Genomic DNA, 26,701 nt, shown 5'->3' with positions numbered 1-26,701 from the left:
CGTACTCAGATTTTTCCCATAGCATCAGTGAAAATCTCTTCATGATCGAATGCAAGATTTTTTAGAAAAAGCTGAATGTCACCATTTTTTAGAGTATAGCTTCCATTTTCACAGACAATATTAAACCACTTTGCATCGTCAGCATCATCACCCGCTATAGGCTTAGCCTCATTCTCGTTTACGCAGGCAAGATATGCAACAGATACTGTCCAGTCCCTGGGGTCTCTTCCGGGTTTACTGTATACTCCAACAAGTGTAAGCTTTTCCGGTGCCATTTTTATTCCAGTCTCTTCTTCAAGTTCTCTTGAAGCAGTCTCCTCTATCCTCTCTCCCGCCTGAGAAAAGCCTCCGGGAAGCGCCCATTTGCCAAGGCATGGATGATTGCCCCTTCTGATAAGAAGCACCTTATTTGTATTCTCTCCCCTTGCTACTATGCAAATATCTGAAGTAAGAGAAGGCTTCTTCCACTTATCCGGATTGTAATCTTTTAAATACTCAGCCTCTGTAAGGCCATTTTTATCTCTTAATTCTTCACTCATAATAATTTTCCTTTTCGTATCAAATATGTTGTAGTATCCAAGAGCTATAACTGCTTCGGTAAAAGAAGCCACCTTTTATTTTTTTGCTCTTCCAAGAATAATCAGAGCTTTCGATTCCTGATATACCGAGTGCCGCCTTTATCGTTGAGAATATTGCTGCTGTAAAAAACGCCTAAAAGGATGCTTATTTCAGTTTTCTCATTTTTCCATTGTACTGGTATTCTGCATGGATCTTGCTCTTTTTTATGCCACCTTTTGAAAGTGCTGTTCTGATAGTTTTAGCTGTTTTCTTAAGTTTACTTTTTGCAGTATAATCAGACATAAAAACGCTGACTTTAATGTTGTTGCTTTTTACCTTCTTGAAAGTATTCTTTTTTACTTTCCACGTAATAGGATCATATTTTCTATCATCGCCCCAGACAGTCAGCTCATTTATAGGAGCATTCTCGAAAGCCTTTCCCTTGAATTCAACTTTTACAAAATTTAAGATCTCAATTTTTTTGAGATTCTTACAATTTTTAAAGGCCCCATCAGGGATTGTCAGTGTATCAGAACCAACATAATGGTAATCTGGATAATTTTCTATTGAGAGAAGGTCTACTTTATCGTTTTTAAAAGCATTCTTTGCAATCCCAGTGACATAAAAGCTCTGTGCCTGATCATCTGCAAGCTTTGGTGCTGTTAGCGTTTCATCTCCAACTATATATTGTCCTATTTTAATGTAAACATTATTATCATAATTCTGTTTCTTGGGATTTGTATGTCCTACAACTTCAAGCTCTCCCGGAGTTTCGCTGAGGTTTAGAATATAATTGCCGCTCCATTTGTCGATATACCCGGTAGACGGGCTAAAAGGCTTGACTACTCTGTATTTAAGACCTGTATACTCGTCATGAATGATCGCCCCCTTAGGGGAAACACTGTCCAGAACGTCCTGATACGTCCCCGTGTAATTCTCATTATACGCAGAAGCCTGTATAGTAACAGGACTTCCTGGTGTGATCATGAATGATGCTGCAGTAAGTACGGCTGCAAGTGTGACAATAATTCCACTTTTCCTCATAAACTACTTCCTTTCTTGTGATTGTCGTTTTACCCAAACCTGCTGTAAATAATTGTTCCGTAAAGTTATGATATATTCTCTCATATTTTCCTTTTTGTCGCACTAGTTACAGCATATATTCTTTTACATAGCAAATGCACAAACCGAGCTACACCTGTTACATGAAGATTTTATTGTTAACCCGTCCCTAAGACTCAACCCGATGCGGAAGATGGGGTGAGGTGGAAAAAGAAATCAGTATTGATTTTGTTAGCTTCAGTTTGAACTTGCTCCGGTGTCGGCAAATCTTCGGCCATAGTTCCACCAATCTTTTCTATTACCTTTCGAACCTCTCGCCCAACTGCGTAATGGGTTTGCGTAGCCTTATCTGCACCTTGAATGTTGTCTTTTCGCACCTTTTCTTCTGTTTGGGATATACGGAATAGATTTGCTATCAGTTCGGTGCTTCCCATGTAGTCAAGGATTTTCTGATTAATTGACAATCCTTTTCTGTTATGAATATCGTCGACATCCAGTCCGCCGTAGAGCCCCAAATATCCGGCATTCTGAAAGATGGCAAATTCTTCATTAGTAATAACTCCGGCATCATGAGCAGTTTCAGCAAGAAGCTGATTCCATTGCTTAATATCTCCACGGACAACGAGTCTTCTGCGGTCCTCGTCCAATTGATTAAAGTGATCTGCCAATTCTTGCCTGTAAGTCTGTATTGCAAAATACGTCTGCCCTAAGGCAATCACTTCCTTGCGGGGATCACCATTCTGAACAATAAGGTAACAAGCATATCTTGTGAGTTCATAATCAACCTTTTCTCGTGGAGCTACACCGCCTACTACCAAATTCCCGACCTCGGGAAATTGGTCTAAAATACTGTGTCCGGCGTTTTCACACGCAATCATTGCTCGCTTTATCACCTTATGAAAATTATCCCATTTTGCGTATTCCAAAACAGGCGCAAGTTCTCTGGCGCTCCAGTATTCACTACCATCATTGCGAATATGTTTTATATCTTCAAATCTTTTATATTCTTTTCCTTTAAGAGACGGCATATTCTTGTCCACCTTTCAGAACTTATGTTCGAAATTATTCTATCATACTTTTTGGATTATTGCACTAGGAAATTTATTTATGAGCTATCGGTGCAAAGATATATAGATATACGATGACAGGACGAATTCTTCTTCTGACAAGGGTTAAATACCCCAAGTTCATATGAAAACATCAGGACTTGTTGCTTTTGCACTTTCTACTCCAGCGCTGCGGAGCGACAAAAGCCCCAAGTTGCCACGAAATCGCGGGGACTTGTTGCTTTTTAGAAATTCGAAGATGCGGTGACTGAATGAATTCTTCTTCTGACATGAGTAAAATACCCCAAGTTCATATGAAAACTGCAGGACTTGTTGCTTTTGCACTTTCTACTCCAGCGCTGCGGAGCGACAAAAGCCCCAAGTTGCCATGAAATCGCGGGGACTTGTTGCTTTTGAGGAATTCGGAGCATGAAGTATACCAAGGTATTTAGCGCTGTCCTTCAACAGGGAATGTGGCAGATCGTTCAGATAAAATTTACAATCTGTACGAGCAGATATCCTGTGGTCTCATAGCCATACCCCCTGATGATTTCATACATGGATATTTTAACCACATTCATAATAATTTACAGAGATTGTCTTCTATCTCCTCGGGCATATCCTGCCCCAACGCCAAATCCGTACAATAACCTAATATAATTGTACATTAAATGCACTGTTTTTCGTTCACTTTAGAAATATATAATAAGTCATTTGCGAACATCTGGTATTAACAAATTCTTCTAGTCTGACCATTTTGATGATACCAGAAAATAGAGTATATTCTTTACCATAACAAAGCATTAAAGGAGCAACTTATGAAAGTAGCAGCGATTAATGACCTTTCAGGGTTCGGCAAGTGTTCACTGACTGCTGATATAACAGTTTTGGCAGCAATGGGAATTCAGTGCTGTCCACTGCCAACAGCAGTTCTTAGCGCCCAGACCGGATATCCTTCATATTATTTCAAAGACCTGACCGGCATAATACCTGAATATCTGCGGGAATGGAAACAACAGGAAGAAACTTTTGACGGGATAATAACCGGATTTATGATGAGTGGTCAGCAGGCAAAAAACAGTTTGGAATTTATAAAAGCCTTCAAATCAGCAAGCACTAAGGTTTTAGTTGATCCTGTCATGGGCGATGACGGAAAAACTTATACAAACTTTTCAAAAGAGCTTCTGACGACCATAAAAGCCATGGTCAATGAAGCCGACATAATAACTCCAAACTTGACAGAGCTGTGTCTTCTGACGGATGAAAGCCCTGAGGAAATAATGAAGCTCAAGGGTGATGACCTGATAAGCGAGATTCGAAGACTTTCAGTTCTACTTGGCGGTGCTCACAACAGGATCATCGCAGTTACCGGGATTCCTCTCTTAAAAAAAGATGTGATCGGCAATTTTATTATGGAAAACGGAAACAGCAAAATTATCACAACGCAAAGTAACGGAATTCATTATTCCGGAACAGGAGATCTCTTTGCATCTATCTTTTTAGGCAAAATATTAAGAGGTGACAGCGCTTTTGATGCAGCAGATACGACAAGCCATTTCATATACACAGCCATAAAAAATACAGAAAAAGACACTGCCCCAAGAGCCGGGATCTCATATGAAAAAAATTTAAAACTACTAACAAATTGAAAACGCAAAGAAAACTACACAGAAAGTAGGGAACAGACATGACAGGAAAAAGAAGCAAAACTTACACCTTAACACTTACCGGAATCTTTGCAGCCCTTATCACAATTTTCACAGCCTACATAGGCCATGTGCCCGTTGGAATAAATGGCGGATACATTCATTTCGGTGATGGACTAATATATCTTGCCGCCACCACACTGCCAATGCCGTATGCCATGCTGGCAGGTGCAATTGGCGGAGGACTTGCAGATCTTTTGACTGCCCCTGCATGGACAGTGGCCACTGTTATAATAAAGAGCCTTATCGTGATCCCTTTTACCAATAAATCTGCAACTATACTTAGCAAAAGAAATATTGCCGCTCCGATCATTTCTTACTTTATCTCAGCCACAGGATATTATTTTGCTGAAGCTCTTTTATTCGGAACTAAGGCAGCACTCATCACAAGCTTTTCCGGAAGCTTTGTGCAGTCCTTTGGCAGTATGATCTTTTTCCTGATGCTTGGTACAACACTTGATAAGTTTGGCTTCAAAGCCAGATCGGAGGCCTGATATGGCAGATATACTCTACACTTATAAAGGCTCAGTCTATGCAAATATTACCAATAAATGTAACTGCAGATGCACCTTCTGCATCCGCTTTGTAAAAGATGGCGTCGGCGATGCTGATACCCTTTGGCATCAGGCCAATCCTACCAAAGCCGAGGTTCTTGATGCCATACGCAATTTTGATTTTTCAGGTTACGATGAGCTTGTGTTCTGTGGCTACGGCGAACCAACCTGCCAGCTGGACATACTGCTAGAGGCTGCTGCTTTTGCCAAAAAAGAAAAGCATTTAAAAATAAGACTAAACACCAACGGCCAGGGCTCAGTAGAAAACGGCCGTGATATAGTTCCGGAGCTTGCCAAAGTCATTGACAGCGTCTCTGTGAGCCTTAACGCCCCTACAAAAGAAGACTATGAAAAAGTAACAAGGCCACTTCATTCCAATGGCTTCGAAAACATGCTTGAATTCACAAAAAGATGCAGGGAAGAAATAAAAGACATCAAATGGTCAATCGTCGATGTCCTCCCTCAGGAAGAAATCGACCGATGCCTTGCACTATCACGTGAACATGATATTCCGCTGAGGATTCGAAAGAAAACTTGACGAGGTTCTTTCGAGTCTAGTGTGAATCCAGCGACGGCGCACAGCGCCTAGTCCCTTTAGGGACCCCCCTGTACTATACATGTTTAATTAAGCTTGCAATTGTAGCTATTTTCTTAGTAAGAAAGATTTTATTTTACCACTAATACTAGTAGGGTATTATAATAAATATGATAACGACATACAATGAAGCCATACTTGAATTAACAGGAGGGCTTCAATATGAAACAAGCCAGCATTTCATACACAACAATTATTAAAGATAGTAACTACAGAAAACTCATTTTTTCAAAAATGATTGACCGCTTTGGCGATTCAGTGGATGTTATTGCCTTTACGTGGCTGATATATCAAATAACGCATAGTGCCATGTGGTCTGCTTTAATATTTGCATTCAATATGCTTCCAAATGTGATTGTTCAACCATTTGCAGGAGCTCTTGTTGAGAAGAGAAATAAGAAAAAAGTAGTCATAGCCGCTTACATGATAAGAGCTGTAGTAATAACTCTATTTGCCACTTTGTATATATTAGGGGGAGCCAATGCACCTATAATGGCAGTCCTTACACTTATTATTACTACCATTGAATCCTTTAGCCTACCAGCAAGCTCTGCTTTTACAGCTCAGGTCATCAAAAAGGAACATCTTACCTCTGGTATGAGTCTTTCAGAGGTACTGACAAATTCTGCTTCGCTTGTAGGGACAGGAATCGCAGGCATTATAATCTCATTATGGGGCGTGGTTCCTGCCATGATCATTGATATCTCAACATTTATCATTGCATCAATACTCATTCTGCTGATGAATACTAAGGAAATCACACACAACAGAACAGATACTGATACAAACAGTCCTTCTGAAAAGTTCATCACGCTTTTTACAGATGGAATGAAATATGTTACAAAAACGCCTATAGTTAAGAACTTCTGCATATTATGCGTGGCGCTTAACTTTATGCTGGTCCCGATAAACGCTCTTCAGGCACCCATTGCGGAAGAAATATTTAAAATGGGCAGTGAGCTTCTAAGCTTTGGAGGTGTTTTTGCTTCACTTGGTGGCATTGTGGGAGCAGCTCTTTTACCCTTGTTCGCCAGAAAGTTTTCAGCCTTGCAGTCAGTCTGCATCGGAACGGGAATCGAAGGCATAGGTCTTTTTGGAATAGCTATGGGAGGTATTGTTAGTGGTAAAGCAATTCTATGCTATATAGATGTGAGCGCATGTTTTTTTGCCATGATGCTTGCCGCCACACTAATTGGTGGCATCATCGGAATACAATTCATGAAAACAGTTGATTTAGAGTATATGGCTCGGGCCTCTGCTGTATTTAATGCTTTTTCCACAGCTGCAATGCCCATTGGTTCACTACTTGTCAGCTTGTTCGTATCACATATATCCACTAAAAATATCATGTTATTTGGTGTTATCTTTGCTGTAATTGTTTTATTTGTAATACTGGTATCAAGACCGTCTTTAGAAAAAGGGGAAGAAATTGTCGATGCAGCTTAATTTATGTGAAAATATAAAAAAATACCGAAAAGAGATGGGATTGACACAAGAAGAACTCGCTGAGGCCTTTGGAATCACTGTTGGCGCAGTATCGAAATGGGAAAGCGCCAGTACCATTCCTGACATAATGACCTTAATCGAGCTGGCAGACTTTTTTGGTATTTCCATTGACGTACTGCTTGGGTATAGCATTTCATCAAAAAATGTGGATGTTACAATCAAAAACATTGACGCCCTTCTTAGGAAAAACAATTATAATAAAGCAATATCCGAAGCTGACAAAGCTCTGATCAGGTATCCAACAAACTTTAAGATAATCTATGGAAGTGCAAAAGCCTATAATGTAGCCACTTCAGCTAACGTATATAAAAAGTATCTGGACAAAACTATCAATCTTTATGAATCAGCCCTTCGATTGATAGACCAAAATACCGATCCCGACATCGATGAATTCTCAATCAGATTATGTATAGCAGAACTCAAAAGTCAGGCTAGTCCCGAGGAAGCCCTTGAAGAATTCAAAAAGATCAACTATAAGGGAATTGCAGATATTAATATCGCAAAAATTCTGATGGATATGGGCATGCATGAAGAAGGAATGGATAGATTTACAAAGGTTCTGGTATCTATCCTATTAAACAGCCTACAATATTCCAATAGTATGGCTATTGCGCTTGTTAAAACCGGTAAAAAAAATAATATCATGGAGGCCCTTGATGTTTTGGACTGGTGCATAAAAATATATGAAGCAACAGCTGGCAGCGAAATAAGCTATCTTACTAAGATGCAGGCCATTTTACTGATTCTTAAAGCTATGACTCTTTCTTGTCTTGGGGACTATGAAAACATGAGACAGTCTATAGATGAGGCATATAAACTTGCTGTGAAATTCGACAGATCTCCAGTCAATAGTATCGACGGAAAGATACGATTTTGGCATGCTAAAGAGAATTATAAGCCAATGCTATACGATGAACTTGGAGTAGGCGCCGTTGAGAGCATTGATTCATTATTTTCTCAGGAGCCTCACCCTACCAATCCCATGCCTGACAACATTCAAAAAATGTTAAAACATGCTGAGAAATACTGGAAAGAGATAAAATGACATGAGCTATAGATTTTTTTAACCATCACAACTTCTTCGTTTTGATACTCAATCATGAATCCATTTTTCAAAAACAATTTATAAGATGGATTATCCGCTGCAATATCATTGGTGAAATACCCCAAGATCATATGAAAACAGCAAGACTTGTTGCTTTTGCACTTTCTGCTCCAGCGCTGCGGAGCGGTAAAAGCCCCAAGTTGCCATGAAATCGCGGGGACTTGTTGCTTTTTAGAAATTCGGAGATGCGATGACAGGACGAATTCTTCTTCTGATATGGGTGAAATACCCCAAGTTCATATGAAAACAACAGGACTTGTTGCTTTTGCTCTTTTTGCCACAGCGTTGCGGAGCGGCAAAAGCCACAAGTTGCCACGAAAACAAGGGAACTTGTGGCTTTTTAGAAATTCGGAGATGCGATGACAGGACAAATTCTTCTTCTGACAAGGGTGGAAAAAGAAAAAGGTCCGGGGATCTACGTTTCACTTCGGTCCGCGCAAAGCCGACGTCCCCCGGACGTCGTGCGCCCTTTTTCCCACCGAACCGACCGACGAAGCCCGTCAGGGCGAGGAGACCTTGAACCTTGGGTTCAAGGGACTCCTCGGCCTATTAACTAAGAACTAGGATGCATGTCATATTTTTTAAAGTAAAAAAAGAACTAGGAATGCATCCTAGTTCTTAGTTAATCGTGCGGAAGAAGGGACTTGAACCCTCACGATGTAACCATCACAAGATCCTTAGTCTTGCTCGTCTGCCAATTCCGACACTTCCGCATAAATCAATATAGAGTTTTCGAAAGATGCAGGAAAAGGGACTTGAACCCTCATGATATTGCTATCACACGGACCTGAACCGTGCGCGTCTGCCAATTCCGCCATTCCTGCACGCAACATATTGATTTTAGCCATCTTTATGCTCTTTGTCAATGACTATTTTTATTACTATCCATTTATGCTGAAATACTTAAAAAATTGGACAGCATTTTCATGCCATCATCAGTCAGTATTGATTCCGGATGGAACTGAACCCCGTATACTTCATATTCTCTGTGTTTCACGGCCATTATTTCACCGTCATCGGTTTTTGCAACCACCTCAAGACATTCCGGTATAGTATCGCCTTTTGCAGCAAGTGAATGATACCTTGCTACCCCGGTGCGCTTTCCTATTCCATCAAAAAGCTTACAATCACCCATGATATTTACATCAGATTTTTTCCCATGCATAAGCGTAGACGCATAGGTAATGGTCGCACCGAAGCTTTCGCATATAGCCTGATGTCCAAGGCACACTCCCAAAATCGGCACTTTCCCCGCAAAATATCTTATAGCATTCTCACAGATCCCGGCATCCTGTGGCCTTCCGGGACCCGGAGAGATTATTATGTGACTTGGATTTAATTCTTCGATCCCGCTAAGGCTTTTCTCATCATTTCTTATCACCATAATGTCACTGTTGATCATCCCAACAAGCTGAACGAGATTGTATGAAAAACTATCATAGTTATCTATAAGCAATATCATTTTTCCACCCACTTTATCGCAGATTCTTCCAAAGCCTTCGTGCATGCCCTTGCCTTGTTTATGCACTCTGTGTACTCCTTTTCAGGCACAGAGTCCGCAACAATTCCTGCTCCGGATCTTACAAACACCTTTCCGTTTTTCTTGTATGCTATCCGGATTCCTATACAGGTATCCATGTTTCCTGCAAAATCAATATATCCGATAGCTCCGCCGTAGATTCCGCGCTTGTTATTTTCAAGTTCGTTTATAATTTCGCAAGCCCTTATCTTTGGCGCTCCGGACAAAGTCCCTGCAGGAAGCACTGCAGATATTGCATCAACGGCGTCATACTCTTTCCTTATTTCGCCTCTCACAGTCGAGCCGATATGCATGATATGTGAGTATTTCTGCACAGACATATAATCCTCAACTTTTACCGAGCCATACTTACTGATCTTTCCCAGATCGTTTCTTCCAAGGTCAACAAGCATGTTGTGCTCAGCACATTCCTTCTCATCTGCAAGAAGTTCCTTAGTAAGAGCCTCGTCCTCATCCGCATCTTTTCCTCTAGGCCGTGAACCCGCAAGAGGAAAAGTGTGAAGAACTCCGTTTTCCAGCTTAACAAGTGTCTCAGGTGATGCCCCCGCAACTTCGACATCATCTCCGCTAAAATAGAACATATACGGCGACGGATTGATCGTCCTTAGCACTCTGTATGTGTTTAACAGGGAGCCTTCCATTCTGGCTTCAAGCCTGTTTGACAAAACAACCTGAAAAATATCCCCTTCGTATATGTACTTTTTCCCTCTTTCAACCATCTCCATATACTGCTCTTTATCAAAAAGAGGTTCAAAATCCGACTTTAAAACAGCCGGCTCATCCTCAATCTCTTCGCCGCTTAGGATAAGCTCAATAATTTCATCAATATCTTCAACTGCCTTGTTATATCCTCTCTCAAAATCCCTGGTATCCACATTTACGATGATAATGATCTTCTGCCTTAAGTTGTCAAAACATATAACCTTGTCAAAAAGCATGAGATCCACATCTTTAAAGCACTCTCTGTCCTTCGCGTCAAGAACAAGCTTTGGTTCTGTATACTTGATGAAATCATATCCAAAGTATCCCACAAGCCCACCGGTAAATGAAGGCATTCCCTGTATCTTTGGACTGGTATATTCGGAAAGAAGCTTTTTAAGCGATGCGATCGGATTTTCCTTATATGTCTTTTCACTTCCGTCTTTCGTGCTTTTTACTGTAACCTCTCCGTCAATGCAGGTGAAATCAAGAAGCGGCTCGTATCCTAAAAATGTATATCTTCCCCATCTCTCCTGATGTTCCACTGACTCCAGAAGATAACAGTATTTACTCTTTAATTTTAATTTTTTCAAAAGATTTATCGGAGTAATGACATCACTTAAAATCTCGCCCGCTACAGGAACATATCTGTAGTTTTCTGCATACTTTTTAGCCTCATCAAAAGACGGAAAAAGCGTATCTTTGCTGCTCTTTTCAGGATGCATGATAAGCCTCCTTCATCTCTGTGACCATTTGTCCGACGTATTTTGGTGCATCCTTTTTGTATTGTCCTATTATCCTTACAATTGCGGAACCAACTATCGCACCGTCCGAGATATCAGCCATTTCTGCTGCCTGAGCAGGTGTCGATATTCCAAAGCCTACAGCGCAGGGAACATCTGTGTTTTTGCGAACTCTCTGAACAAGTGACTTGATGTCACTTGAAATGCTATCTCTTGTTCCGGTCACGCCAAGGCTTGAAACAATGTAAATAAACCCTTTTGCTTCCTGCGCAATTTTATCTATCCTCTCTGCTGAAGTAGGCGCGATCATTGAAATAAAATCTATCCCATACGCCTCACATATTTCCTCAAACTCTCTCTTTTCCTCGAAGGGAACATCCGGAAGTATCATACCGTCAATTCCAACCTCACGGCAGTTTTGAACAAATTTCTCTATTCCGTATGAAAAAACAACATTGGCATAAGTCATAAAAACCATGGGAACAGTTACACTCTCCCTAAGTTCCCTCACCATATCAAAAACGTCATCCGTAGTGATACCATTCTTCAAGGCCCTGATATTGGCCTCCATGATCACCGGTCCCTCAGCAGTGGGATCTGAAAAAGGAATGCCCAGTTCTATAAGGTCAGCTCCGCTTTCCGCAAGTTTTTTTACTATGTTTTTGGTAGTCTCAAGATCGGGATCACCGCAGGTAATAAACGGTATAAATGCCTTTTTATTTAAAAATGCCTCAGCTATCTTACTCATGGATGTCCTCCCCTCTGTAACGTGCTATTGCAGCACAGTCCTTATCTCCTCTTCCTGAAATGGTAACTATTATTATCTTGTCCTTATCCATTGTTTTTGCCAGTTTTCTTGCAAAAGCAACTGCGTGTGCGCTCTCAATTGCAGGTATTATACCCTCTGTCTTTGACAGGTATTCAAAAGCATCAACCGCTTCATCATCTGTAACAGGAACATACTTTGCTCTGCCGATATCGTGCAGATATGCGTGTTCAGGTCCAACACCCGGATAGTCAAGACCTGCGGATATGGAATAAACAGGTGCTATCTGTCCGTATTCATCCTGACAGAAGTATGATTTCATGCCATGGAAAATCCCGACTTTTCCGGTGTTTACAGTAGCTGCTGTTTCAAAAGTATCTATTCCTCTGCCTGCTGCCTCACATCCATACAGCTCAACGCCCTCATCATCTATATAGTTATAAAAGCTTCCGATTGCATTGCTTCCGCCGCCAACACATGCAACCACTGCATCAGGAAGTCTTCCCTCTTTCTCGAGGATCTGCTGTTTTGACTCCCTTGATATGACTGCCTGAAAATCTCTTACTATCGTAGGGAAAGGGTGCGGTCCCATGACGGAACCAAGGCAGTAGTGAGTATCATCAATTCTCTTTGTCCACTCTCTCATAGCCTCTGAAACTGCATCCTTAAGTGTTGCCGTTCCTGATGTAACAGGGATTACTTCAGCTCCCAAAAGCCTCATTCTGTATACGTTAAGCGCCTGTCTCTCTGTATCCTCTTTTCCCATAAAAACAACACATTCCATACCAAGAAGTGCTGCTGCAGTCGCTGTTGCAACTCCATGCTGACCTGCGCCCGTTTCAGCGATAAGCCTTGTCTTACCCATCTTTTTTGCAAGAAGCGCCTGTCCAAGAACATTGTTTATCTTGTGAGAACCCGTATGATTAAGGTCTTCTCTCTTAAGATATATCTTTGCTCCGCCCAGATCTTTTGTCATTTTCTCTGCATAATATAAAAGGCTTGGTCTTCCGGCATAATTGTTCAATAGATCTGTCAGTTCCCTGCAAAAATCCGGATCGTCCTTATATTTGTTATATGCTTTTTCAAGCTCATTTACTGCATTCATAAGTGTTTCGGGAATATACTGTCCTCCATGCATCCCGAACCTTCCTCTTGCTTTAGTCATCTTCTTATCCTCTCTAACTTTCTCTACAAATCTTTTCATCTTCTCTTTATCTTTATCTATCCCAGTCTCAATGCCTGAACTTACGTCAACTCCGTAAGGATGTAATTTATCAACCGCATATCCTACATTTGCGCTATCAAGACCTCCCGCAAGGAAAAACGGTCTATGAAAGTCTTTAATAAGTGACCAGTCAAACTTTTTTCCTTCGCCCTTGCCTGCATCAAGCATCACGTAATCAGCAGGCGATTCAGCCGCCAGATTCAGGCTTTTTTTATCCTCTATCTTAAAAGCCTTGATAACAGGAACTTTCTCATTTTTTAAGGACTTTATGTAGTCATCATTTTCTTTTCCGTGAAGCTGAGCCACGTCGATTATCCCTTCTTTAAAAAGACTAAGAACATCGCTTTTGGGGGCATCTACAAATACTCCGACAGACTTTATTTTGGGGCTGAGCATATTCTTTAATGCTCTTGCCTTATCCTTAGTAATATAGCGCCTGCTCTTATCCCAGAAAACAAATCCAACATACTCGGGAAGGAGCTTGTTTGCTTCTTCTATATCTTCTTTTTTAGTAAGTCCGCAAAACTTTATAACCGCCATTTTTTACACCTTATCCTTTAAGTCTTGAAAGCATCTGCCTTTTATCTGCTGCCTTCATAAGCGCTTCGCCTATCAAAACCGCGTTCACACCTGCTTCTCTAAGTGCCTTTATATCTTTAGCATCTCTTATTCCGCTCTCGGATACATAGATAACATCATCCGGAATCAGGCTTCTTAATTTCCTGCTGTTTTCAGTGTTTACTGAAAAATCCTTCAAATTTCTGTTGTTTACTCCTATGATCCTTGCTCCGCATTCGATTGCAGTCCCGATTTCTTCTTTATCGTGAGCTTCCACCAGAGCACTCATTCCGAGATTGTCACATATTTCTATGTATCTTTTTATCTCATCCCCTGAGAGTATTGAGCAGATAAGAAGTACCGCCTTTGCGCCAAGTACTTTTGCCTCGTATATCATGTACTCATCAACCGTGAAGTCTTTTCTGATGCAGGGAATACTTACATTTTCTGCAATTTCTCTGAGGTACTCATCGCTTCCAAGAAACCACCTGGGCTCTGTCAAAACCGATATGCAGTCAGCACCTGCCATCTCGTAGTCTTTTGCAATCTGCAGATAGGGGAAATCCTCTGCTATCATTCCCTTTGAAGGAGAAGCCTTCTTGCACTCACAGATAAAAGCCATATCCCCTTCTTTTTTCAGAGCTTTTTCAAATTCATAGCTCCCCTTTGGAAGCGAAAGCGCCATTTCTTTCAGGGCAGATAGCGAAACTTTTTCCTTTGCTTTGCTTGTTCTGTATCTTGCATATTCAGCCAATTCATCAAGTATTGTCATTACTAACCTCTATAAATCTTTCAAGTGTTTCAAGCGCCTTTCCCGAAGCAATTATTTCTTCTGCAAGTTTTACGCCATCTTTAAAGCTCTCAGCCTTTCCGCCGATATAAAGTGATGCGCCGGCGTTTAACAGAACTGCATTTGTTTTGGCACCCTTTGCTCCGCCGAGGATATCTCTTGTGATCTTTGCATTTTCCTCAGGTGTTCCGCCCTTTAGATCATCCTTAGTGCATTTTTCAAAACCAAAATCCTCAGGCTCTATAACGTAGGATTTAAACCATCCGTTGTTTATCTCACATACTCTTGTCGGAGCACTCATGGAGATTTCATCGAGTTTATCCATTCCATAAACTACCATTCCGCGCTTAACTCTAAGATTTATAAGTACCTGTGCAAGCGGCTCAACAAGGTATTCATCATACACACCAAGAAGCTGCATCTTAGGTGATGCCGGATTGGTAAGAGGTCCTAAGATATTGAAAACCGTTCTGAATCCCAGTTCCTTTCGAATAGCACCTACATACTTCATTGAAGTGTGATACTTCTGTGCAAAGAAGAAACACATTCCAACCTTTTCAAGTAGCTCTACGCACTTTTGAGGATCCTGATCTATATTTACCCCAAGTGCCTCAAGACAATCAGCGGTTCCGCACAAGGATGAAGCCGCTCTGTTACCGTGCTTTGCAACCTTCATTCCGCCTGCTGCCGCAACAAGTGCAGAAGTTGTTGATATATTAAAGCTGTGAGCGTTGTCTCCGCCCGTTCCAACTATCTCAAACACATCCATGTCGGTTTCTACCTTTGTTGCATGTGATCTCATAGCAGCCGCGCAACCTGCGATTTCATCAGTTGTCTCCGCCCTTGCACTCTTTGTCGAAAGTGCGGCAAGAAATGCGGCGTTCTGAGTAGGAGTACTGTCTCCATTCATGATTTCATTCATTACTTCGAAGGCTTCGTCATAGCTAAGGTCTTCCTTGTTTACAATTTTCTCGATTGCTTCTCTGATCATTTTTTTAGTCCCCTTTTCTTTGATGTTTTGCCTATCAGAGATCTTTCCGTTCCGATTTTTAACGAAAAAAAATCCCTGATAGAAATATAAATTTCTATCAAGGACGAATTATTATATCCGCGGTGCCACCTTGAATTCATAAGCAAGCTTATGCTCTTTTCAGGATACCAACATATCCCTTGCAACTAACGTATGCATACGTTGTAGAATACTCTGCCAAATGCATTTCCCTACACCCTCAGGAGTCCATTCCCAAATTGCTATCCTACTGCATCCCAGCTACGCAGCTCTCTCTTAGGCATCACAAAGAGGTACTCCTCTCCTTCAACGGTTTAAAGCTTTATTAAATTGAAGTAATGTTATCATTCTGCTTTTTTATTGTCAACGCAATTTATTGATAATTTTTATTCAGTTTATTGATGTATTTTACTCTTTTATTGTAAGAAGGTCCGAAGCCTTATATAATTCCTCCAAAATCGAGTTCTTCTGGTAGTAGATCATGATAGATGCAATAAAAAGAAGCACGAAAACAAGCACAACCCCAAGCATCGGAGCAGAGGGGTATGAAAAAAGTCCCGTCAGCGAAACAGCAAGACCTACTATAATCGCAGCTATCAAGATCATCTTTCTGACAAGTTCATTTTGAACTGCCTTGATCAATATCAACAGCTCCTTCTTTTCGTTTATGAGCTCCTCATCGGATAAAAGCTCAATTTCCATTTTTTCAATTCTTCTTAATCTGTCTCTGATTCTCTTGTCCATTATGCTGCTAAGCCCCCCATATATCGTTAATTCTGTCTATAATTATATCACTAATACATTTTTTCACAAACTAAAAACTGTCAATAATCATACTATTAACCGCATTACTTGCAGATATTCCTATATCTGTAAAAAGTCGCTCATCATCCGGCATACATTCCCCACAGACATCAACTGCAAGGATTCTGTCAGAAAACCGCTTTTTCAGCTCATCAAGGCAGTGCCTTAGTCTTTCTATGCTCATATTTCCCTGATCCCAGTTAGTAGCCAGTTCGCTATCACTTATAACGTCCTTGTCTATGGACAGATACACATTTGTTATTTCGTATTTTTCGAGTTCATCTATCTCATGAAGGAAGGCAACTCTTTTAGCATATTCAGGATTTTCCTGTACAACTTCACTTATCAGTTTTTCGTCAGCTCCTATAATGTAGACCCTGCCTATCTCCTCATGATCTTTTAACGCATTAAGGACCCAGCTTCCGCAGGATAATATATCTCCGTATGATGTCCACTTCATATCAGGGTGATGGTCAAACATTATGATATCGAACTCATCGAACTTATCGCTATTATCCTCGCACATGAGATCTATCAGTAGTTTTGACATATAGTGATAATTTCCGGAGTCGAAAAATCTCACCTTGTATTTGTTTATATCAAGTTCTCTTAGTCGTTTTTTTATCTCTTCACAGGCATAGTCATCACAGATACAGTTTGTGCCGGTAACATCTTTAAAACTTGCATAAAATGTATCCTCATTTAAAACTAAACGAGAGCTTTTGTCTCCCGTTAGAAAGGTAAAGCCCTCGTTTTCGTATATTCCTGTAAAATCAATTGCTATAACATTCATATTTCAGGTTATGAAAGCATATCCTTAAGATGTGTAAGCGCATCTTCTTTGATGATACACTTTGCTGTCTCCTCAATGTGTGTCTGCTCAGCTGAATTCATCATGAGTTCTCTTGCATACTCAAGCCCGGTTCTTCTAAGGTCATAAACCGCATTATCTCCGTCGGGTTCAAGTACCAGTGTAAGATAATACTCTGATCCGCTCTTGTAAAGCTTTGATTCCGTGATCGGAAGCGCTGCTGAAATCTTGGCAAATCTCGCTGCAGAATCGATTGAATCAAATATAGCCATGTACTTCTCGGTATTGACCAAAGGCTTTGCCATAGCTTCAATCTCAGGCTCCTGTGCCTCATCCGGTTCATAGATTTTCTCTATAAGTTCTGAAACCTGGCTGATCATCTCATTGAGTGCCTCGCCCTTTTCCATTCCGGCCTTTTGTTTGATGGCATCAACTCTTTCCTGAGTCATCTCTTTAAGTATTGCTTCTGCTGAACCTCTGATCCTGTCTGCAGATTTCTGAATATCCTCGTTGGACATCTTTATTGCAAAGATCCGGACGCTGCCGTCCATCATCATGTTCTTGCTCATCATTAGAACTTCTGTCTCAGGGTTGTAACCCAGCTGCTCTCCTACTTCCCTATTAAGCTGAGCCATGAAGGGTACTGTCTTCTTTTCCCCATTCATGATTGCCTCGGGTGTGAGGCCTATTTCACGAAGTTCTGATGCAGCAATACTGCACTCTACCGTAGTATTGTTCATTTTTACGATTACCATATAGCCTCATCTCCTTCCTTGGTAATAACTTTGCGTTCCATCTTGTGATTATATACTCTTTTATTAGCACTGTCTAGTGTTGAGTGCTAATTGTCGCAAAATTGCTTCTTTCTAACTATATTGTACTATATATTTAGCCGTCTGTCCTCTGTCTAATTATAAGTATTCCATGTTTTATAAATTATATTTTCATAAAAAAGACCGAAAAGGGATACTTCTTTCAAAGCATTCTGTTCGGTCTGTTTTCAATGTGCTTTATTGTTTTTTACCAAATGAGGTAAGACAATCACGTTATCTCTTTAGTTGTCTGAGCTCGTCCAGCAATGTGTCTGTTACTGTGATCACTCTGCTGTTTGCCTGGAATCCTCTCTGGGTAACTATCATATTGGTGAACTCGGTCGAGAGATCCACATTACTCATTTCAAGAGTTCCGGCTGTCATGTATCCGCCGTCATCTGTAACGAACATATAATTGGGCTCTCCTGAGTTACCTGTTACCGAGTACAGGTTCTCGCCTTCTTTTTCAAGACCTGTGACATTGGCAAATTCGGCAACTACTATCTGTCCTGCAAACATTGTCTGTCCATTGCTGAAAAGTCTGGTTATTGTGCCATCGCGTCCTATTGATACGCCTGTCATCTTGCCTTCAGGATAACCTTCCAGATTGCCTTCGGCATCGCCCCTATAGGCTTCAAGTGAAGAACTTGAGCTTCCGTTTAGAGGTGCATAGTTGGTAGTTGCGCTAAAATCAAGTGTAAGTGTTCCAGCTGCAGCTGCATCTCCCTGAAAAGCTACGACAACCTGCCCGTTGTCCTGCCCATCTGCAGCTGTAAATTTACCTGTTGTAGGATCATAAGTTAAAGCTATTGTATTATCTTCAGGCACTCCGCCCGCGATGTCATTGTGGTTTGCATCATATATATTGGAGATTGTTGCCTGATATGTCGTGTCGTTGTCATCTCCTGCATCTGTAAATCTAAGTCTCATGGTGTAGGTGTTGCCATCTGTTCCATAAAACTCAAGGTCGAGTGTTCTTCCGCCTTCTTTGCTAAGCTGAGTATCTGTTCTGCTGATATTGCCGGCAACTCTTGCATAGGTTGTAGCTTCTCCGGCCATTGTCTGTATATTGCCTTCATCATCTATCGGAAGAACCTGGATCCTGCCGAGATTTGCAGCTTCTTGGCCTTCCTCGGTTATACCTCTTACATAGTATCCGTTGCCCCTGGTTACAAGATAGCCGTTGGCATCAACTGTAAATGATCCATCTCTTGAATAATTGAGCTGTCCGCTGGCATTTTCTATTACAAAAAATGAATCACCGGTTATGCTGACATCAAAGGGTGCATCCGTTGTCTGGATGGATCCCTGTTTTGCAACATTTGTCATGATCGCAGATGTCTTTGCTCCAAGACCAATCTGCTTTGCATTTGTTCCGCTTCTTACCGCTGAAGGTGCATAAGCCTTCTTCGAAGTCTGATAAAGCAGATCTCCGAAAGTGGAACGCTGCGATTTATATGAAGTGGTATTGACGTTTGCTACGTTGTTACCTATAACATCCATTTGCTGCTGATGTGTTTTGAGCCCTGCAACTCCTGACCATAAAGATCTAACCATAAACTCACCGCTTTCTAAATGTAAAAAAATCATCCGTGATATAGTTTGCGGTCACATCCTTGTGCCGGCGCATTGCGTAGTTATATTATTCCTACGTCTTCTATATCGGATGATTTCTCTACTTACTTTATAGCTTTTTTTATTTTTTTGAAAAACAATCTCTTTTTATGATCAGAACCTCTGGTTGCAGTCAAGATCTTTTCTTTCCACAGATTCATCTGAGCCGTTATTGTACTGAAGCTCCTGGTTTTTGATGCTCACCTTGGTGCCGGGGCAGATTGAAGATGTTATGAAAGCATTTGATCCAATAACACTGTCATGCCCGATTATCGTCTCACCGCCAAGGATAGAAGCTCCTGCATAGATAGTTACGTTATCCTCAATAGTAGGATGTCTTTTTGCCCCCTTAAGTGACTGACCGCCTCTGGTTGAAAGCGCACCTATAGTTACTCCCTGATATATCTTCACGTGCTCACCGATAATTGATGTCTCACCAATAACTATGCCTGTTCCGTGATCGATCATGAAGTATTTTCCAAGTGTTGCACCGGGATGAATGTCGATTCCCGTTATGGAATGAGCATATTCCGTCATCATTCTTGGAATAAGCGGCACCTTGAGAAGATAAAGCTCATGCGCGATCCTGTTTATTGTACCTGCCATGAGTCCGGGATAGGACAGGATTATCTCTTCCTTGTTGTATGCTGCGGGGTCTCCGTCAAAGGTTGCCTGAAGATCTGTATCAACAAGCTCTCTTATATGCGGTATTCTTCTGAAAAACTCAAGTGTGATACATCTTGCACCGCAGGTAAGAGTGTCATCAGTTGCACTCTTGTAATCCTCGCTGTGCCTGAAAGCAATAGCCATCTGCTTTTGCATGTTATAAATGACATCTTCTATAACAACCGCAATACGGTTGGTATCATTATAGCTTCTGTAAATCTTATCTCTGTAATATCCGGGGAAAAGAATGCGCATTATTTTTCTTACGATATCAACAACCGCATCCCGGTCAGGCTGGTTAAACACATCAAGGTTATCAACATCCCTTCCCTTGTTGTAATCATCCAGTATAAGACCAACGATCCCTTCTATTTCATGATTAAGATTCTGACGTTCTCCTATGTCCATCGATATCTCCAATCCTTATGTTCTTGCTATGATAATGTTAGATTTTTTGCCATATATTTTATCACCATGTGCAACCCTGTAGGGAACAACATAGTAATAATATTTCTTTTTTCGGGATGCCTTTTTGTCTGTAAAAGTAAGTGTATCCTGCTTTTTCACAGTGCCAACCTTGGTGTAGCCCTTGTTTTTCTTTGTAGAGCGATATATTTCATATCCTGCAGCACCATTTGACCTTGTGTATGTAAGAGCAACCTTTTTACCCAAAACTTCTGCGGTATTTATCGTCACCGCTCTCGGAGGATAATCCTTTATCTTGGCATTGAGGCTCTTTATGGTCTTCTTATACTGGCTTATGTCATCAGCCGCAACATCTATCGACACCTTCTTGAAGCCGTTTACAGCCTTGGTGTAGTCGGAGTCTTCAGTGGTATTGGCAAATTCCTGAACCCAGTAATTAACTCCGTTTAGCTTCACGTGTCCAAAAGCACATACATTGTATGAAGTACCAAGCATGTTTCTTCTGTGCCCCTGACCGACGTAATAACTATTTGTTTCCTGAAAAGCTTTAAAAGCGGCAGATGCTGATTTATAGCCGTATGCGATATTCTCTCCCGCTGCGGTATAAATATATCCCGACTCGCCGTAGGCACTAAAGCAGTCCTTTCCGTTTGGACGCTCATGCGCAAATTTAATGGCTATTTCCGCAGCCCTGAGCATTGCTATCTTTTCAAGAGTGTAGTCATAGCTTAGCTTCGCAAGCCCTGACATATAGACCTTCTGGCTATTTGTCGAATTCCAGGCCCATGCTTCAGAGCCGGTCCTGAACTCATTAACCATCTTGTGCATCTTTCTTGCTGCTTTTTGTCCGAACTTTAGCTTCACTTTTATTCTGGACTCGATAACTCTGGTAATAGTCTTAGTAGCTGAGTCTGCAGAAACATTTTCTCCGCAAAAAGCCCTCACCATATATGTGTATATTCCGCCATCCTTCATGGCATCATCATCAACATAAGATGTGGCATCAGCGCCATATACAGTACCGACCAAAAGCCATTGCTGCGTAGATTTCTGCCTTCTGAAGACATAATAACCTTCCGCATCAGATGATCCTTTGAAAGTAACCTTCACGCCTTCATATTCATTTGAAAGTTCTGTGATAGCCGGTCTGGAAATAACCGTTTCAGCTGCATTTGCCGTAATGCATGTCCTTATCCTAGCCCCGGGAACACCCCCGCAGACTGATATTGCAGCTACCGTCATACAGACAGATAATGACAGACATGCAATTCTTTTTAATCCGTTTTCCACCAAAAACTTTTTCATAGCATTTCAAACCATCCCTCATTTTGTTTTGTAGTCGCGCATATCTTGCTTAGTTTATTGTAAAAGAAAACAGTAAAAAACAAAAGTTTTATATAAAAACAAAATTTTTTTAATTTAGGTGTTGATTTTATTCTCATGGCATGATAATATACTTTTCGTTGCCGGGGTGTAGCGCAGTTGGTTAGCGCGCTATCTTAGGGAGGTAGAGGCCGCGAGTTCGAGTCCCGCCACTCCGACTATTAAAAGACATTCGTTTGAATGTCTTTTTTTGCGTTCAGCTAGTTATTTTCCAAGCGATGTAATAGAATAGACTCCATGAGCGATAAAAACATAAACAACAAACATTTAAATATAGGAATATATGCACACGTTGACTCCGGTAAAACAACATTATCGGAGGCACTTTTATTTCTTTGCGGAGCTATAAGAAAATCAGGAAGAGTCGATCACGGTGACACCTTCCTTGATACCTATGCCCTTGAAAGGAGCCGTGGAATCACCATCTTTTCCAAGCAGGCGGAGCTTGATCTTTCAGAAAACACTCATGTTACATTGCTGGACACTCCGGGACATGCTGATTTTGCTCCCGAGACAGAAAGGACCATGAAAGTCCTTGACGCTGCCATACTTATAATAAGCGCAGCCGATTCTATCACTAATCACGTGCAGCTTCTGTGGAAACTTCTATCTCACTACGAGGTCCCCGTTTATATCTTTGTCAACAAAATGGATCAGCCTCAGGCAGATAAAGAAAAGCTTCTCAAGGATATACAGGCAAGACTTTCTGAGCATTGCCTTGATTTTTCCGGAATTATTGCAGATGAAAAATGTCTGGATGACCCTGCTATCCAGGAAGAACTTGCAGTTTGCGACGACGATCTCCTTACAGGTTTTCTTGAAAATGAAACTCCTGTCGGACATAGCGATATCATAAAGCTCATAATAGAGCGCAAATTATTTCCCATTCTGTTTGGCAGTGCGCTAAAGATGCAGGGCATAGAAGACCTCATAAAGCTTATAGACCTCTATGCCCCTGCCCCTGAATATCCGGGAGAATTTGCTGCAAGGATCTACAAAATATCCCGTGATCCTTCCGGTACAAGGCTATCCTGGATGAAAATAACAGGCGGAAATCTTGAAGTCAGATCAGAGATCATCCCCGGAGAAAAAGTCGATCAGATACGCATATACTCCGGAGACAAATATGAATCTGTAAAGAAAGCTTCGGCAGGTCAGATTGTTGCCGTGACAGGTCTTAATTCATCACGCGCAGGCATGGGCCTTGGCGCCTTAAAAAATGAAGCACCTGATATACTCCAGCCTATCTTATCTTCACGGATCATACTCCCTGAAGGCACAGATACCTTTAAGGCCTACAAACAGCTTATGGAAATAGCTGAGGAAGAGCCCTTATTATCAATTAAAAGATCTGAAGAAACAGGTGATATCTCAGTCCAGATAATGGGTCAGGTTCAGATGGAGATTTTAAAGCATCTTTGCAATGAACGATTCGGACTTAATATAGATTTTGGTCCGGGCACCATCGTATATAAAGAAACTATACGGTCGGCAGTTGAGGGTGTAGGTCATTTTGAGCCGCTTCGCCACTATGCTGAAGTTCATCTCATGCTTACTCCGCTCGAACCCGGAAGCGGTCTTAAGTTTGACACCGACTGCAAAACCGATATCCTTGCAAAGAACTGGCAGAATCTTATTCTGTCCCATCTGCATGAGTTCAATATAAAAGGTGTCCTTACAGGTTCCGAAATTACTGATATGAAGATAACCGTAATTGGCGGAAGAGCGCACGAAAAGCATACCGAAGGCGGAGACTTCAGGGAAGCTACCATGAGAGCCGTAAGACAGGGACTTATGATGGCAGAAAATATTCTGCTCGAACCTGTCTATGATTTTTCAATAGAAGTTGGAAGTGAACATGTTGGCAGAGTTCTAAGTGATATCCAGAAGATGAACGGATCCTGTAATCCTCCTGAAATCATTCAGAATAGCACCGGGGATCCTGATGACTTAATTTCTCTCATAACAGGAAGCGTTCCTGCGGCAACCCTTAAAGACTATGCAAATGAGCTTATCTCCTTCACTCACGGAAAAGGCAGGATAAGTCTGTCATTAAAAGGATATGAGCCCTGTCACAATGCAGAGGAAATAATATTGGAAAAAGCTTACGACCCTGAAAGCGATCTAAATCAGCCCACAGGAAGTGTATTTTGTTCTCACGGCGTTGGAACTGTGATCCCATGGGACCGCGTAAGAGATTACATGCATGTTGATCTGGGATTTTCTTTTGAAAACGATAATGCAAGTGGTCAAAACGATATTCCTATTACAGACCTTGACCTTATGGGTGATAAGCTAAAAGCCTTCAGATCCGGTGAAGTAAAAAAGGAAGAAAACCTATCATTTGCAGAAAGAAGCAAGGCTTTTGACGCATCGATCCAGGAGCTTGACAGGATCTTTGAACAGACCTACGGACCTGTAAAGCCAAGGTACGACAGAAAAGCTGATGAAGAGAGAAAGCGCCGTGCAAAAGAGGCTCCTGCCCCCAAGAAATACAAGGCAAAAAGCAATTTTTCGCCGGATGATGCCTACATTCTTGTAGATGGCTACAACGTAATCTATGCAAATCCGGAACTTAAGGCTCTTGCCATTAAGGATATGAAATCCGCAAGAGACAAGCTCATGGACATTTTATCTAATTTCCAGGGTTTTAGAAGGGAAACCGTGATCCTTGTATTCGATGCCTATAAGGTGCCGGGCGGAAGTGAACATGTACTTAAATACCACAATCTCGACGTTGTATTTACAAAAGAGGCTGAAACCGCCGATCAGTACATCGAGCGCACCGCTCATGAATACAGCAAAAATTCAAGAGTGACCGTTGCAACTTCCGATGCGATCGAGCAGGTGATTATTTACGGAGCAGGTGCTATCAGGATGTCTGCCGGCGATTTCTGGATGGAAATAGAAAGAACTGAATCCGAGATACGTGATAAGCTCTGACATATACTAAGCACAACGAAAAACGGAGTCGTTAATCCTCTTATGAAACAAGCAGGATAAACGTCTCCGTTTTATTCTTCATGCACCTATATATCTCAAGAATTATGCTCTGACAGATAGTCATTTAATGCATCTGTAATCTCATCACCATCGATACCATGTACAGCACATGCTTCTGCAAGTGATTCCATCTGTGACGCAGGACAATGAATGCAGCCCATTCCACACTCCATAAGGAACTGTGCAGCTAAAGGGTGCTTCGTAATAATCTCTCCAACAAGCATACTTGAATCGATCAATCCTTCGCTCATTATTGCCTCCTAGTACTAATAAATAGAAATCGTAAAAAGTTTTGTTACGTTTTTGAATTGTACACGATATATTATCATTTGACAAGCTATTACTATTCACAACTTGTACTCTTTATTCACAAGTCTCTTCCTGAACTCATCCTTAGGAAGAGGTCTGTCATAGTAAAATCCCTGAATGACATCGCAGCCAACAGTATTTACAAACTTCACCTGATCCTCGCGCTCAACACCTTCCGTCACAATATCCATTCCGAGCTGTTTTGCCATATGGATCACATCCGTCAGGATAATCTCATCCTTCCAGGAAAAGTCATCCGTATTTATAAATGACCTGTCTATCTTAAGTGTGTGTACCTGAAATTGTCTAAGTGTTGCAAGTGATGAGTAGCCCGCTCCAAAATCATCGATCGCTGTCATAATATTGTTCTTATACAGAGTACTTATAAATGTCGCCAGTTCTCCATGTTCCTGTTCATCAACAGTCTCGGTAACTTCTATTTCTATATATTTTTTATCAATACCGGATTCTGTAATGATATTATCAATATTTTTAGCAAGATCCGTATCAATCAGATCTTTTCTTGAGAAATTAACAGATACCGGAACAGGTTCTACGCCCTCTTCTATCCACTCTTTGATGTCCCTGCAGACCTTCTTTAGCACATAATAATCAAGGTGAAGTATATCCCCGTTTTGTTCAAGAGGCGGAATAAAAACACCGGGAGAAACCATTTCTCCGTTGTGCATCCATCTGACAAGTCCTTCTGCGCCAACCAGCTTCTGCTTTTTGGAATTGACTTTTGGCTGATAATAAACAAGAAACTCCTCTTCCTCCAGTGCTTTCTGATAGCTCTCAAGTACAGTTTTCTGCATTGCCACGCGCTTCATCATATCCTCTGTAACTTCAACTACGGGCTGATGAAGAATATGCTTTGCATGCTGAAGAGCAACCGATGGTCTTCCTATTATCTCTCCGTGATCTTTGACTTCTCTGTCTATATCCCACACTCCCAGCGTAGCACAGATCTGGACTTTCTCCGTCTTATCCCCTACCTTGAATGATATCTCGATACCGCTTAAAAGTGCGCAAAACTGCCCTTTTCTTTCCTTCTTGATCATTGCCACAAAGTTGTCTCCGCCCAAATGACCAAGAAGCTCATCCTCAAGAAGAAAAGCGCTCACTTTGGCGGTAAACTGGATCAGTATTCTGTCGCCGACATCCATACCATATCTTTGATTAATTGTTGCAAAGCCCTTCAAATTAAAATAAAAGGCAGTGTAATTCTTAAGATCGGTCGTCTTGGACAACATGATAATGTTCTGCAGATATCCTCCTGCATTTGGAAGCCCTGTTAAATAATGAACCATTCGTTCATTACCAGGCTGTAGTATGTTTTCCATCCACAATTTCCTCCGGTTCACCCTGTGGATTAAGTTTAACACAATTTATTATATATTTGTATTCTTAT

At 41.3% G+C, this 26,701-nt stretch carries 23 protein-coding genes, 3 tRNA genes, 1 pseudogene and 1 other annotated feature; of the genes and pseudogenes, 7 read left to right on the top strand and 20 right to left on the bottom strand.

What is annotated here, in order from left to right; translation table 11 throughout:
- Positions 1 to 5: 5 nt before the first annotated feature.
- The 3 genes from T543_RS09165 to dinD all read right to left on the bottom strand — a co-directional run bounded on the left by T543_RS09165 (position 6) and on the right by dinD (position 2,648).
- The gene (locus T543_RS09165) at positions 6 to 539 is read right to left on the bottom strand and encodes an NUDIX domain-containing protein (RefSeq protein ID WP_035768332.1); all 534 of its coding nucleotides are present in this window, start codon (positions 537 to 539) and stop codon (positions 6 to 8) included.
- A 184-nt stretch (positions 540 to 723) separates the two neighbouring features.
- Positions 724 to 1,602: a leucine-rich repeat protein gene (locus tag T543_RS09160; protein ID WP_035767734.1), complete on the bottom strand. Its 879-nt coding sequence runs from the start codon at positions 1,600 to 1,602 to the stop codon at positions 724 to 726.
- A 194-nt stretch (positions 1,603 to 1,796) separates the two neighbouring features.
- Positions 1,797 to 2,648 carry a DNA damage-inducible protein D gene (gene dinD / locus T543_RS09155; protein ID WP_051638661.1) on the bottom strand — a complete coding sequence of 284 codons (852 nt, stop codon included), beginning with the start codon at positions 2,646 to 2,648 and terminating at the stop codon, positions 1,797 to 1,799.
- A gap of 836 nt (positions 2,649 to 3,484) precedes the next feature.
- Between dinD and T543_RS09150 the strand changes: the two genes are divergently transcribed.
- The 5 genes from T543_RS09150 (at position 3,485) to T543_RS09130 (ending at position 8,072) form a co-directional block, all read left to right on the top strand.
- Positions 3,485 to 4,315 carry a pyridoxamine kinase gene (locus T543_RS09150; RefSeq protein ID WP_035767733.1) on the top strand — a complete coding sequence of 277 codons (831 nt, stop codon included), beginning with the start codon at positions 3,485 to 3,487 and terminating at the stop codon, positions 4,313 to 4,315.
- A gap of 38 nt (positions 4,316 to 4,353) precedes the next feature.
- Positions 4,354 to 4,866, top strand: a complete 513-nt coding sequence (locus tag T543_RS09145; protein ID WP_035767731.1) for a TIGR04002 family protein — start codon at positions 4,354 to 4,356, stop codon at positions 4,864 to 4,866.
- 1 nt (position 4,867) lies between these two features.
- Positions 4,868 to 5,464, top strand: a complete 597-nt coding sequence (locus T543_RS09140; protein ID WP_035767729.1) for a TatD family nuclease-associated radical SAM protein — start codon at positions 4,868 to 4,870, stop codon at positions 5,462 to 5,464.
- Between the two features lie 219 nt (positions 5,465 to 5,683).
- A complete protein-coding gene (locus T543_RS09135; protein WP_035767727.1) occupies positions 5,684 to 6,967 on the top strand; it encodes an MFS transporter in 1,284 nt (427 codons plus the stop codon).
- Positions 6,957 to 8,072 carry a helix-turn-helix domain-containing protein gene (locus tag T543_RS09130; protein WP_035767725.1) on the top strand — a complete coding sequence of 372 codons (1,116 nt, stop codon included), beginning with the start codon at positions 6,957 to 6,959 and terminating at the stop codon, positions 8,070 to 8,072. Before T543_RS09135 ends, T543_RS09130 begins: the two co-directional genes overlap by 11 nt.
- A 689-nt stretch (positions 8,073 to 8,761) precedes the next feature.
- Here the strand turns inward: T543_RS09130 and T543_RS09125 are convergent.
- The 15 genes and pseudogenes from T543_RS09125 to T543_RS15265 all read right to left on the bottom strand — a co-directional run bounded on the left by T543_RS09125 (position 8,762) and on the right by T543_RS15265 (position 21,900).
- Positions 8,762 to 8,845: transfer RNA gene (locus tag T543_RS09125), tRNA-Leu, on the bottom strand.
- Between the two features lie 27 nt (positions 8,846 to 8,872).
- Positions 8,873 to 8,956: transfer RNA gene (locus T543_RS09120), tRNA-Leu, on the bottom strand.
- Positions 8,957 to 9,021: 65 nt separating this feature from the next.
- Positions 9,022 to 9,594: an anthranilate synthase component II gene (locus T543_RS09115; RefSeq protein WP_035767724.1), complete on the bottom strand. Its 573-nt coding sequence runs from the start codon at positions 9,592 to 9,594 to the stop codon at positions 9,022 to 9,024.
- Positions 9,591 to 11,096 (bottom strand): anthranilate synthase component I, encoded by a 1,506-nt coding sequence (trpE, locus tag T543_RS09110; RefSeq protein ID WP_035767723.1) that lies wholly within the window; start codon positions 11,094 to 11,096, stop codon positions 9,591 to 9,593. Before trpE ends, T543_RS09115 begins: the two co-directional genes overlap by 4 nt.
- Positions 11,086 to 11,862: a tryptophan synthase subunit alpha gene (gene trpA, locus T543_RS09105; protein ID WP_035767716.1), complete on the bottom strand. Its 777-nt coding sequence runs from the start codon at positions 11,860 to 11,862 to the stop codon at positions 11,086 to 11,088. The genes trpE and trpA overlap by 11 nt, the downstream gene beginning before the upstream one ends.
- Complete coding sequence (gene trpB, locus T543_RS09100) at positions 11,855 to 13,045, bottom strand: tryptophan synthase subunit beta (RefSeq protein WP_035768328.1); 1,191 nt, start codon at positions 13,043 to 13,045, stop codon at positions 11,855 to 11,857. Before trpB ends, trpA begins: the two co-directional genes overlap by 8 nt.
- A 33-nt stretch (positions 13,046 to 13,078) precedes the next feature.
- Positions 13,079 to 13,645, bottom strand: a pseudogene (locus tag T543_RS16665) (phosphoribosylanthranilate isomerase); the annotation flags it as partial.
- 10 nt (positions 13,646 to 13,655) lie between these two features.
- On the bottom strand, positions 13,656 to 14,435 hold the full coding sequence (gene trpC, locus T543_RS09095) for an indole-3-glycerol phosphate synthase TrpC (protein ID WP_035767714.1): 780 nt from the start codon (positions 14,433 to 14,435) through the stop codon (positions 13,656 to 13,658).
- Entirely contained in the window at positions 14,422 to 15,444 is a 1,023-nt protein-coding gene (gene trpD, locus T543_RS09090; RefSeq protein WP_035767713.1) for an anthranilate phosphoribosyltransferase, read from the bottom strand. Before trpD ends, trpC begins: the two co-directional genes overlap by 14 nt.
- Before the next feature lie 96 nt (positions 15,445 to 15,540).
- Positions 15,541 to 15,781: a binding site (T-box leader), on the bottom strand.
- An 89-nt stretch (positions 15,782 to 15,870) separates the two neighbouring features.
- A complete protein-coding gene (locus T543_RS09085) occupies positions 15,871 to 16,206 on the bottom strand; it encodes a hypothetical protein (RefSeq protein ID WP_035767711.1) in 336 nt (111 codons plus the stop codon).
- A gap of 70 nt (positions 16,207 to 16,276) precedes the next feature.
- Positions 16,277 to 17,059, bottom strand: coding sequence for a hypothetical protein (locus tag T543_RS09080; protein WP_035767709.1), 783 nt, complete (start codon positions 17,057 to 17,059; stop codon positions 16,277 to 16,279).
- A gap of 8 nt (positions 17,060 to 17,067) precedes the next feature.
- Positions 17,068 to 17,832 carry an adaptor protein MecA gene (locus T543_RS09075; protein ID WP_035767707.1) on the bottom strand — a complete coding sequence of 255 codons (765 nt, stop codon included), beginning with the start codon at positions 17,830 to 17,832 and terminating at the stop codon, positions 17,068 to 17,070.
- Between the two features lie 291 nt (positions 17,833 to 18,123).
- Positions 18,124 to 19,446, bottom strand: coding sequence for a flagellar hook protein FlgE (locus tag T543_RS09070; RefSeq protein ID WP_035767705.1), 1,323 nt, complete (start codon positions 19,444 to 19,446; stop codon positions 18,124 to 18,126).
- A gap of 171 nt (positions 19,447 to 19,617) precedes the next feature.
- Positions 19,618 to 20,577, bottom strand: coding sequence for a serine O-acetyltransferase (locus tag T543_RS09065; protein WP_035767704.1), 960 nt, complete (start codon positions 20,575 to 20,577; stop codon positions 19,618 to 19,620).
- Positions 20,578 to 20,592: 15 nt separating this feature from the next.
- Positions 20,593 to 21,900, bottom strand: coding sequence for a CAP domain-containing protein (locus T543_RS15265; protein WP_051638660.1), 1,308 nt, complete (start codon positions 21,898 to 21,900; stop codon positions 20,593 to 20,595).
- Between the two features lie 162 nt (positions 21,901 to 22,062).
- On the opposite strand from T543_RS15265, the gene T543_RS09055 reads away from it, so the two are divergent.
- Together T543_RS09055 and T543_RS09050 are read left to right on the top strand one after the other, a co-directional pair.
- Positions 22,063 to 22,136, top strand: a tRNA-Pro gene (locus T543_RS09055).
- 79 nt (positions 22,137 to 22,215) lie between these two features.
- Positions 22,216 to 24,921 carry a translation factor GTPase family protein gene (locus tag T543_RS09050; RefSeq protein WP_051638659.1) on the top strand — a complete coding sequence of 902 codons (2,706 nt, stop codon included), beginning with the start codon at positions 22,216 to 22,218 and terminating at the stop codon, positions 24,919 to 24,921.
- A 95-nt stretch (positions 24,922 to 25,016) separates the two neighbouring features.
- Here T543_RS09050 and T543_RS09045 read toward each other — a convergent pair whose 3' ends face one another.
- Positions 25,017 to 25,232: a DUF1858 domain-containing protein gene (locus T543_RS09045; RefSeq protein WP_035767703.1), complete on the bottom strand. Its 216-nt coding sequence runs from the start codon at positions 25,230 to 25,232 to the stop codon at positions 25,017 to 25,019.
- A gap of 96 nt (positions 25,233 to 25,328) precedes the next feature.
- Positions 25,329 to 26,633, bottom strand: a complete 1,305-nt coding sequence (locus T543_RS15260) for a putative bifunctional diguanylate cyclase/phosphodiesterase (RefSeq protein WP_051638658.1) — start codon at positions 26,631 to 26,633, stop codon at positions 25,329 to 25,331.
- Positions 26,634 to 26,701 lie beyond the last annotated feature (68 nt).

It is taken from the genome of Butyrivibrio sp. NC2002, from assembly GCF_000702265.1.
GTDB lineage: Bacteria > Bacillota > Clostridia > Lachnospirales > Lachnospiraceae > Butyrivibrio.
The sequence above is the reverse complement of the archived record's forward strand: the minus strand, read 5'-3'. Positions and strand labels throughout refer to the sequence as shown.

Bases quoted from the DNA above. Each gene is read 5' to 3' on its own strand.
- T543_RS09165 (WP_035768332.1), bottom strand. From the start codon at position 539: ATGAGTGAAGAATTAAGAGATAAAAATGGCCTTACAGAGGCTGAGTAT.
- T543_RS09160 (WP_035767734.1), bottom strand. From the start codon at position 1,602: ATGAGGAAAAGTGGAATTATTGTCACACTTGCAGCCGTACTTACTGCA.
- dinD (WP_051638661.1), bottom strand. From the start codon at position 2,648: ATGCCGTCTCTTAAAGGAAAAGAATATAAAAGATTTGAAGATATAAAA.
- T543_RS09150 (WP_035767733.1), top strand. From the start codon at position 3,485: ATGAAAGTAGCAGCGATTAATGACCTTTCAGGGTTCGGCAAGTGTTCA.
- T543_RS09145 (WP_035767731.1), top strand. From the start codon at position 4,354: ATGACAGGAAAAAGAAGCAAAACTTACACCTTAACACTTACCGGAATC.
- T543_RS09140 (WP_035767729.1), top strand. From the start codon at position 4,868: ATGGCAGATATACTCTACACTTATAAAGGCTCAGTCTATGCAAATATT.
- T543_RS09135 (WP_035767727.1), top strand. From the start codon at position 5,684: ATGAAACAAGCCAGCATTTCATACACAACAATTATTAAAGATAGTAAC.
- T543_RS09130 (WP_035767725.1), top strand. From the start codon at position 6,957: ATGCAGCTTAATTTATGTGAAAATATAAAAAAATACCGAAAAGAGATG.
- T543_RS09115 (WP_035767724.1), bottom strand. From the start codon at position 9,594: ATGATATTGCTTATAGATAACTATGATAGTTTTTCATACAATCTCGTT.
- trpE (WP_035767723.1), bottom strand. From the start codon at position 11,096: ATGCATCCTGAAAAGAGCAGCAAAGATACGCTTTTTCCGTCTTTTGAT.
- trpA (WP_035767716.1), bottom strand. From the start codon at position 11,862: ATGAGTAAGATAGCTGAGGCATTTTTAAATAAAAAGGCATTTATACCG.
- trpB (WP_035768328.1), bottom strand. From the start codon at position 13,045: ATGACTAAAGCAAGAGGAAGGTTCGGGATGCATGGAGGACAGTATATT.
- trpC (WP_035767714.1), bottom strand. From the start codon at position 14,435: ATGACAATACTTGATGAATTGGCTGAATATGCAAGATACAGAACAAGC.
- trpD (WP_035767713.1), bottom strand. From the start codon at position 15,444: ATGATCAGAGAAGCAATCGAGAAAATTGTAAACAAGGAAGACCTTAGC.
- T543_RS09085 (WP_035767711.1), bottom strand. From the start codon at position 16,206: ATGGACAAGAGAATCAGAGACAGATTAAGAAGAATTGAAAAAATGGAA.
- T543_RS09080 (WP_035767709.1), bottom strand. From the start codon at position 17,059: ATGAATGTTATAGCAATTGATTTTACAGGAATATACGAAAACGAGGGC.
- T543_RS09075 (WP_035767707.1), bottom strand. From the start codon at position 17,832: ATGGTAATCGTAAAAATGAACAATACTACGGTAGAGTGCAGTATTGCT.
- T543_RS09070 (WP_035767705.1), bottom strand. From the start codon at position 19,446: ATGGTTAGATCTTTATGGTCAGGAGTTGCAGGGCTCAAAACACATCAG.
- T543_RS09065 (WP_035767704.1), bottom strand. From the start codon at position 20,577: ATGGACATAGGAGAACGTCAGAATCTTAATCATGAAATAGAAGGGATC.
- T543_RS15265 (WP_051638660.1), bottom strand. From the start codon at position 21,900: ATGAAAAAGTTTTTGGTGGAAAACGGATTAAAAAGAATTGCATGTCTG.
- T543_RS09050 (WP_051638659.1), top strand. From the start codon at position 22,216: ATGAGCGATAAAAACATAAACAACAAACATTTAAATATAGGAATATAT.
- T543_RS09045 (WP_035767703.1), bottom strand. From the start codon at position 25,232: ATGAGCGAAGGATTGATCGATTCAAGTATGCTTGTTGGAGAGATTATT.
- T543_RS15260 (WP_051638658.1), bottom strand. From the start codon at position 26,633: ATGGAAAACATACTACAGCCTGGTAATGAACGAATGGTTCATTATTTA.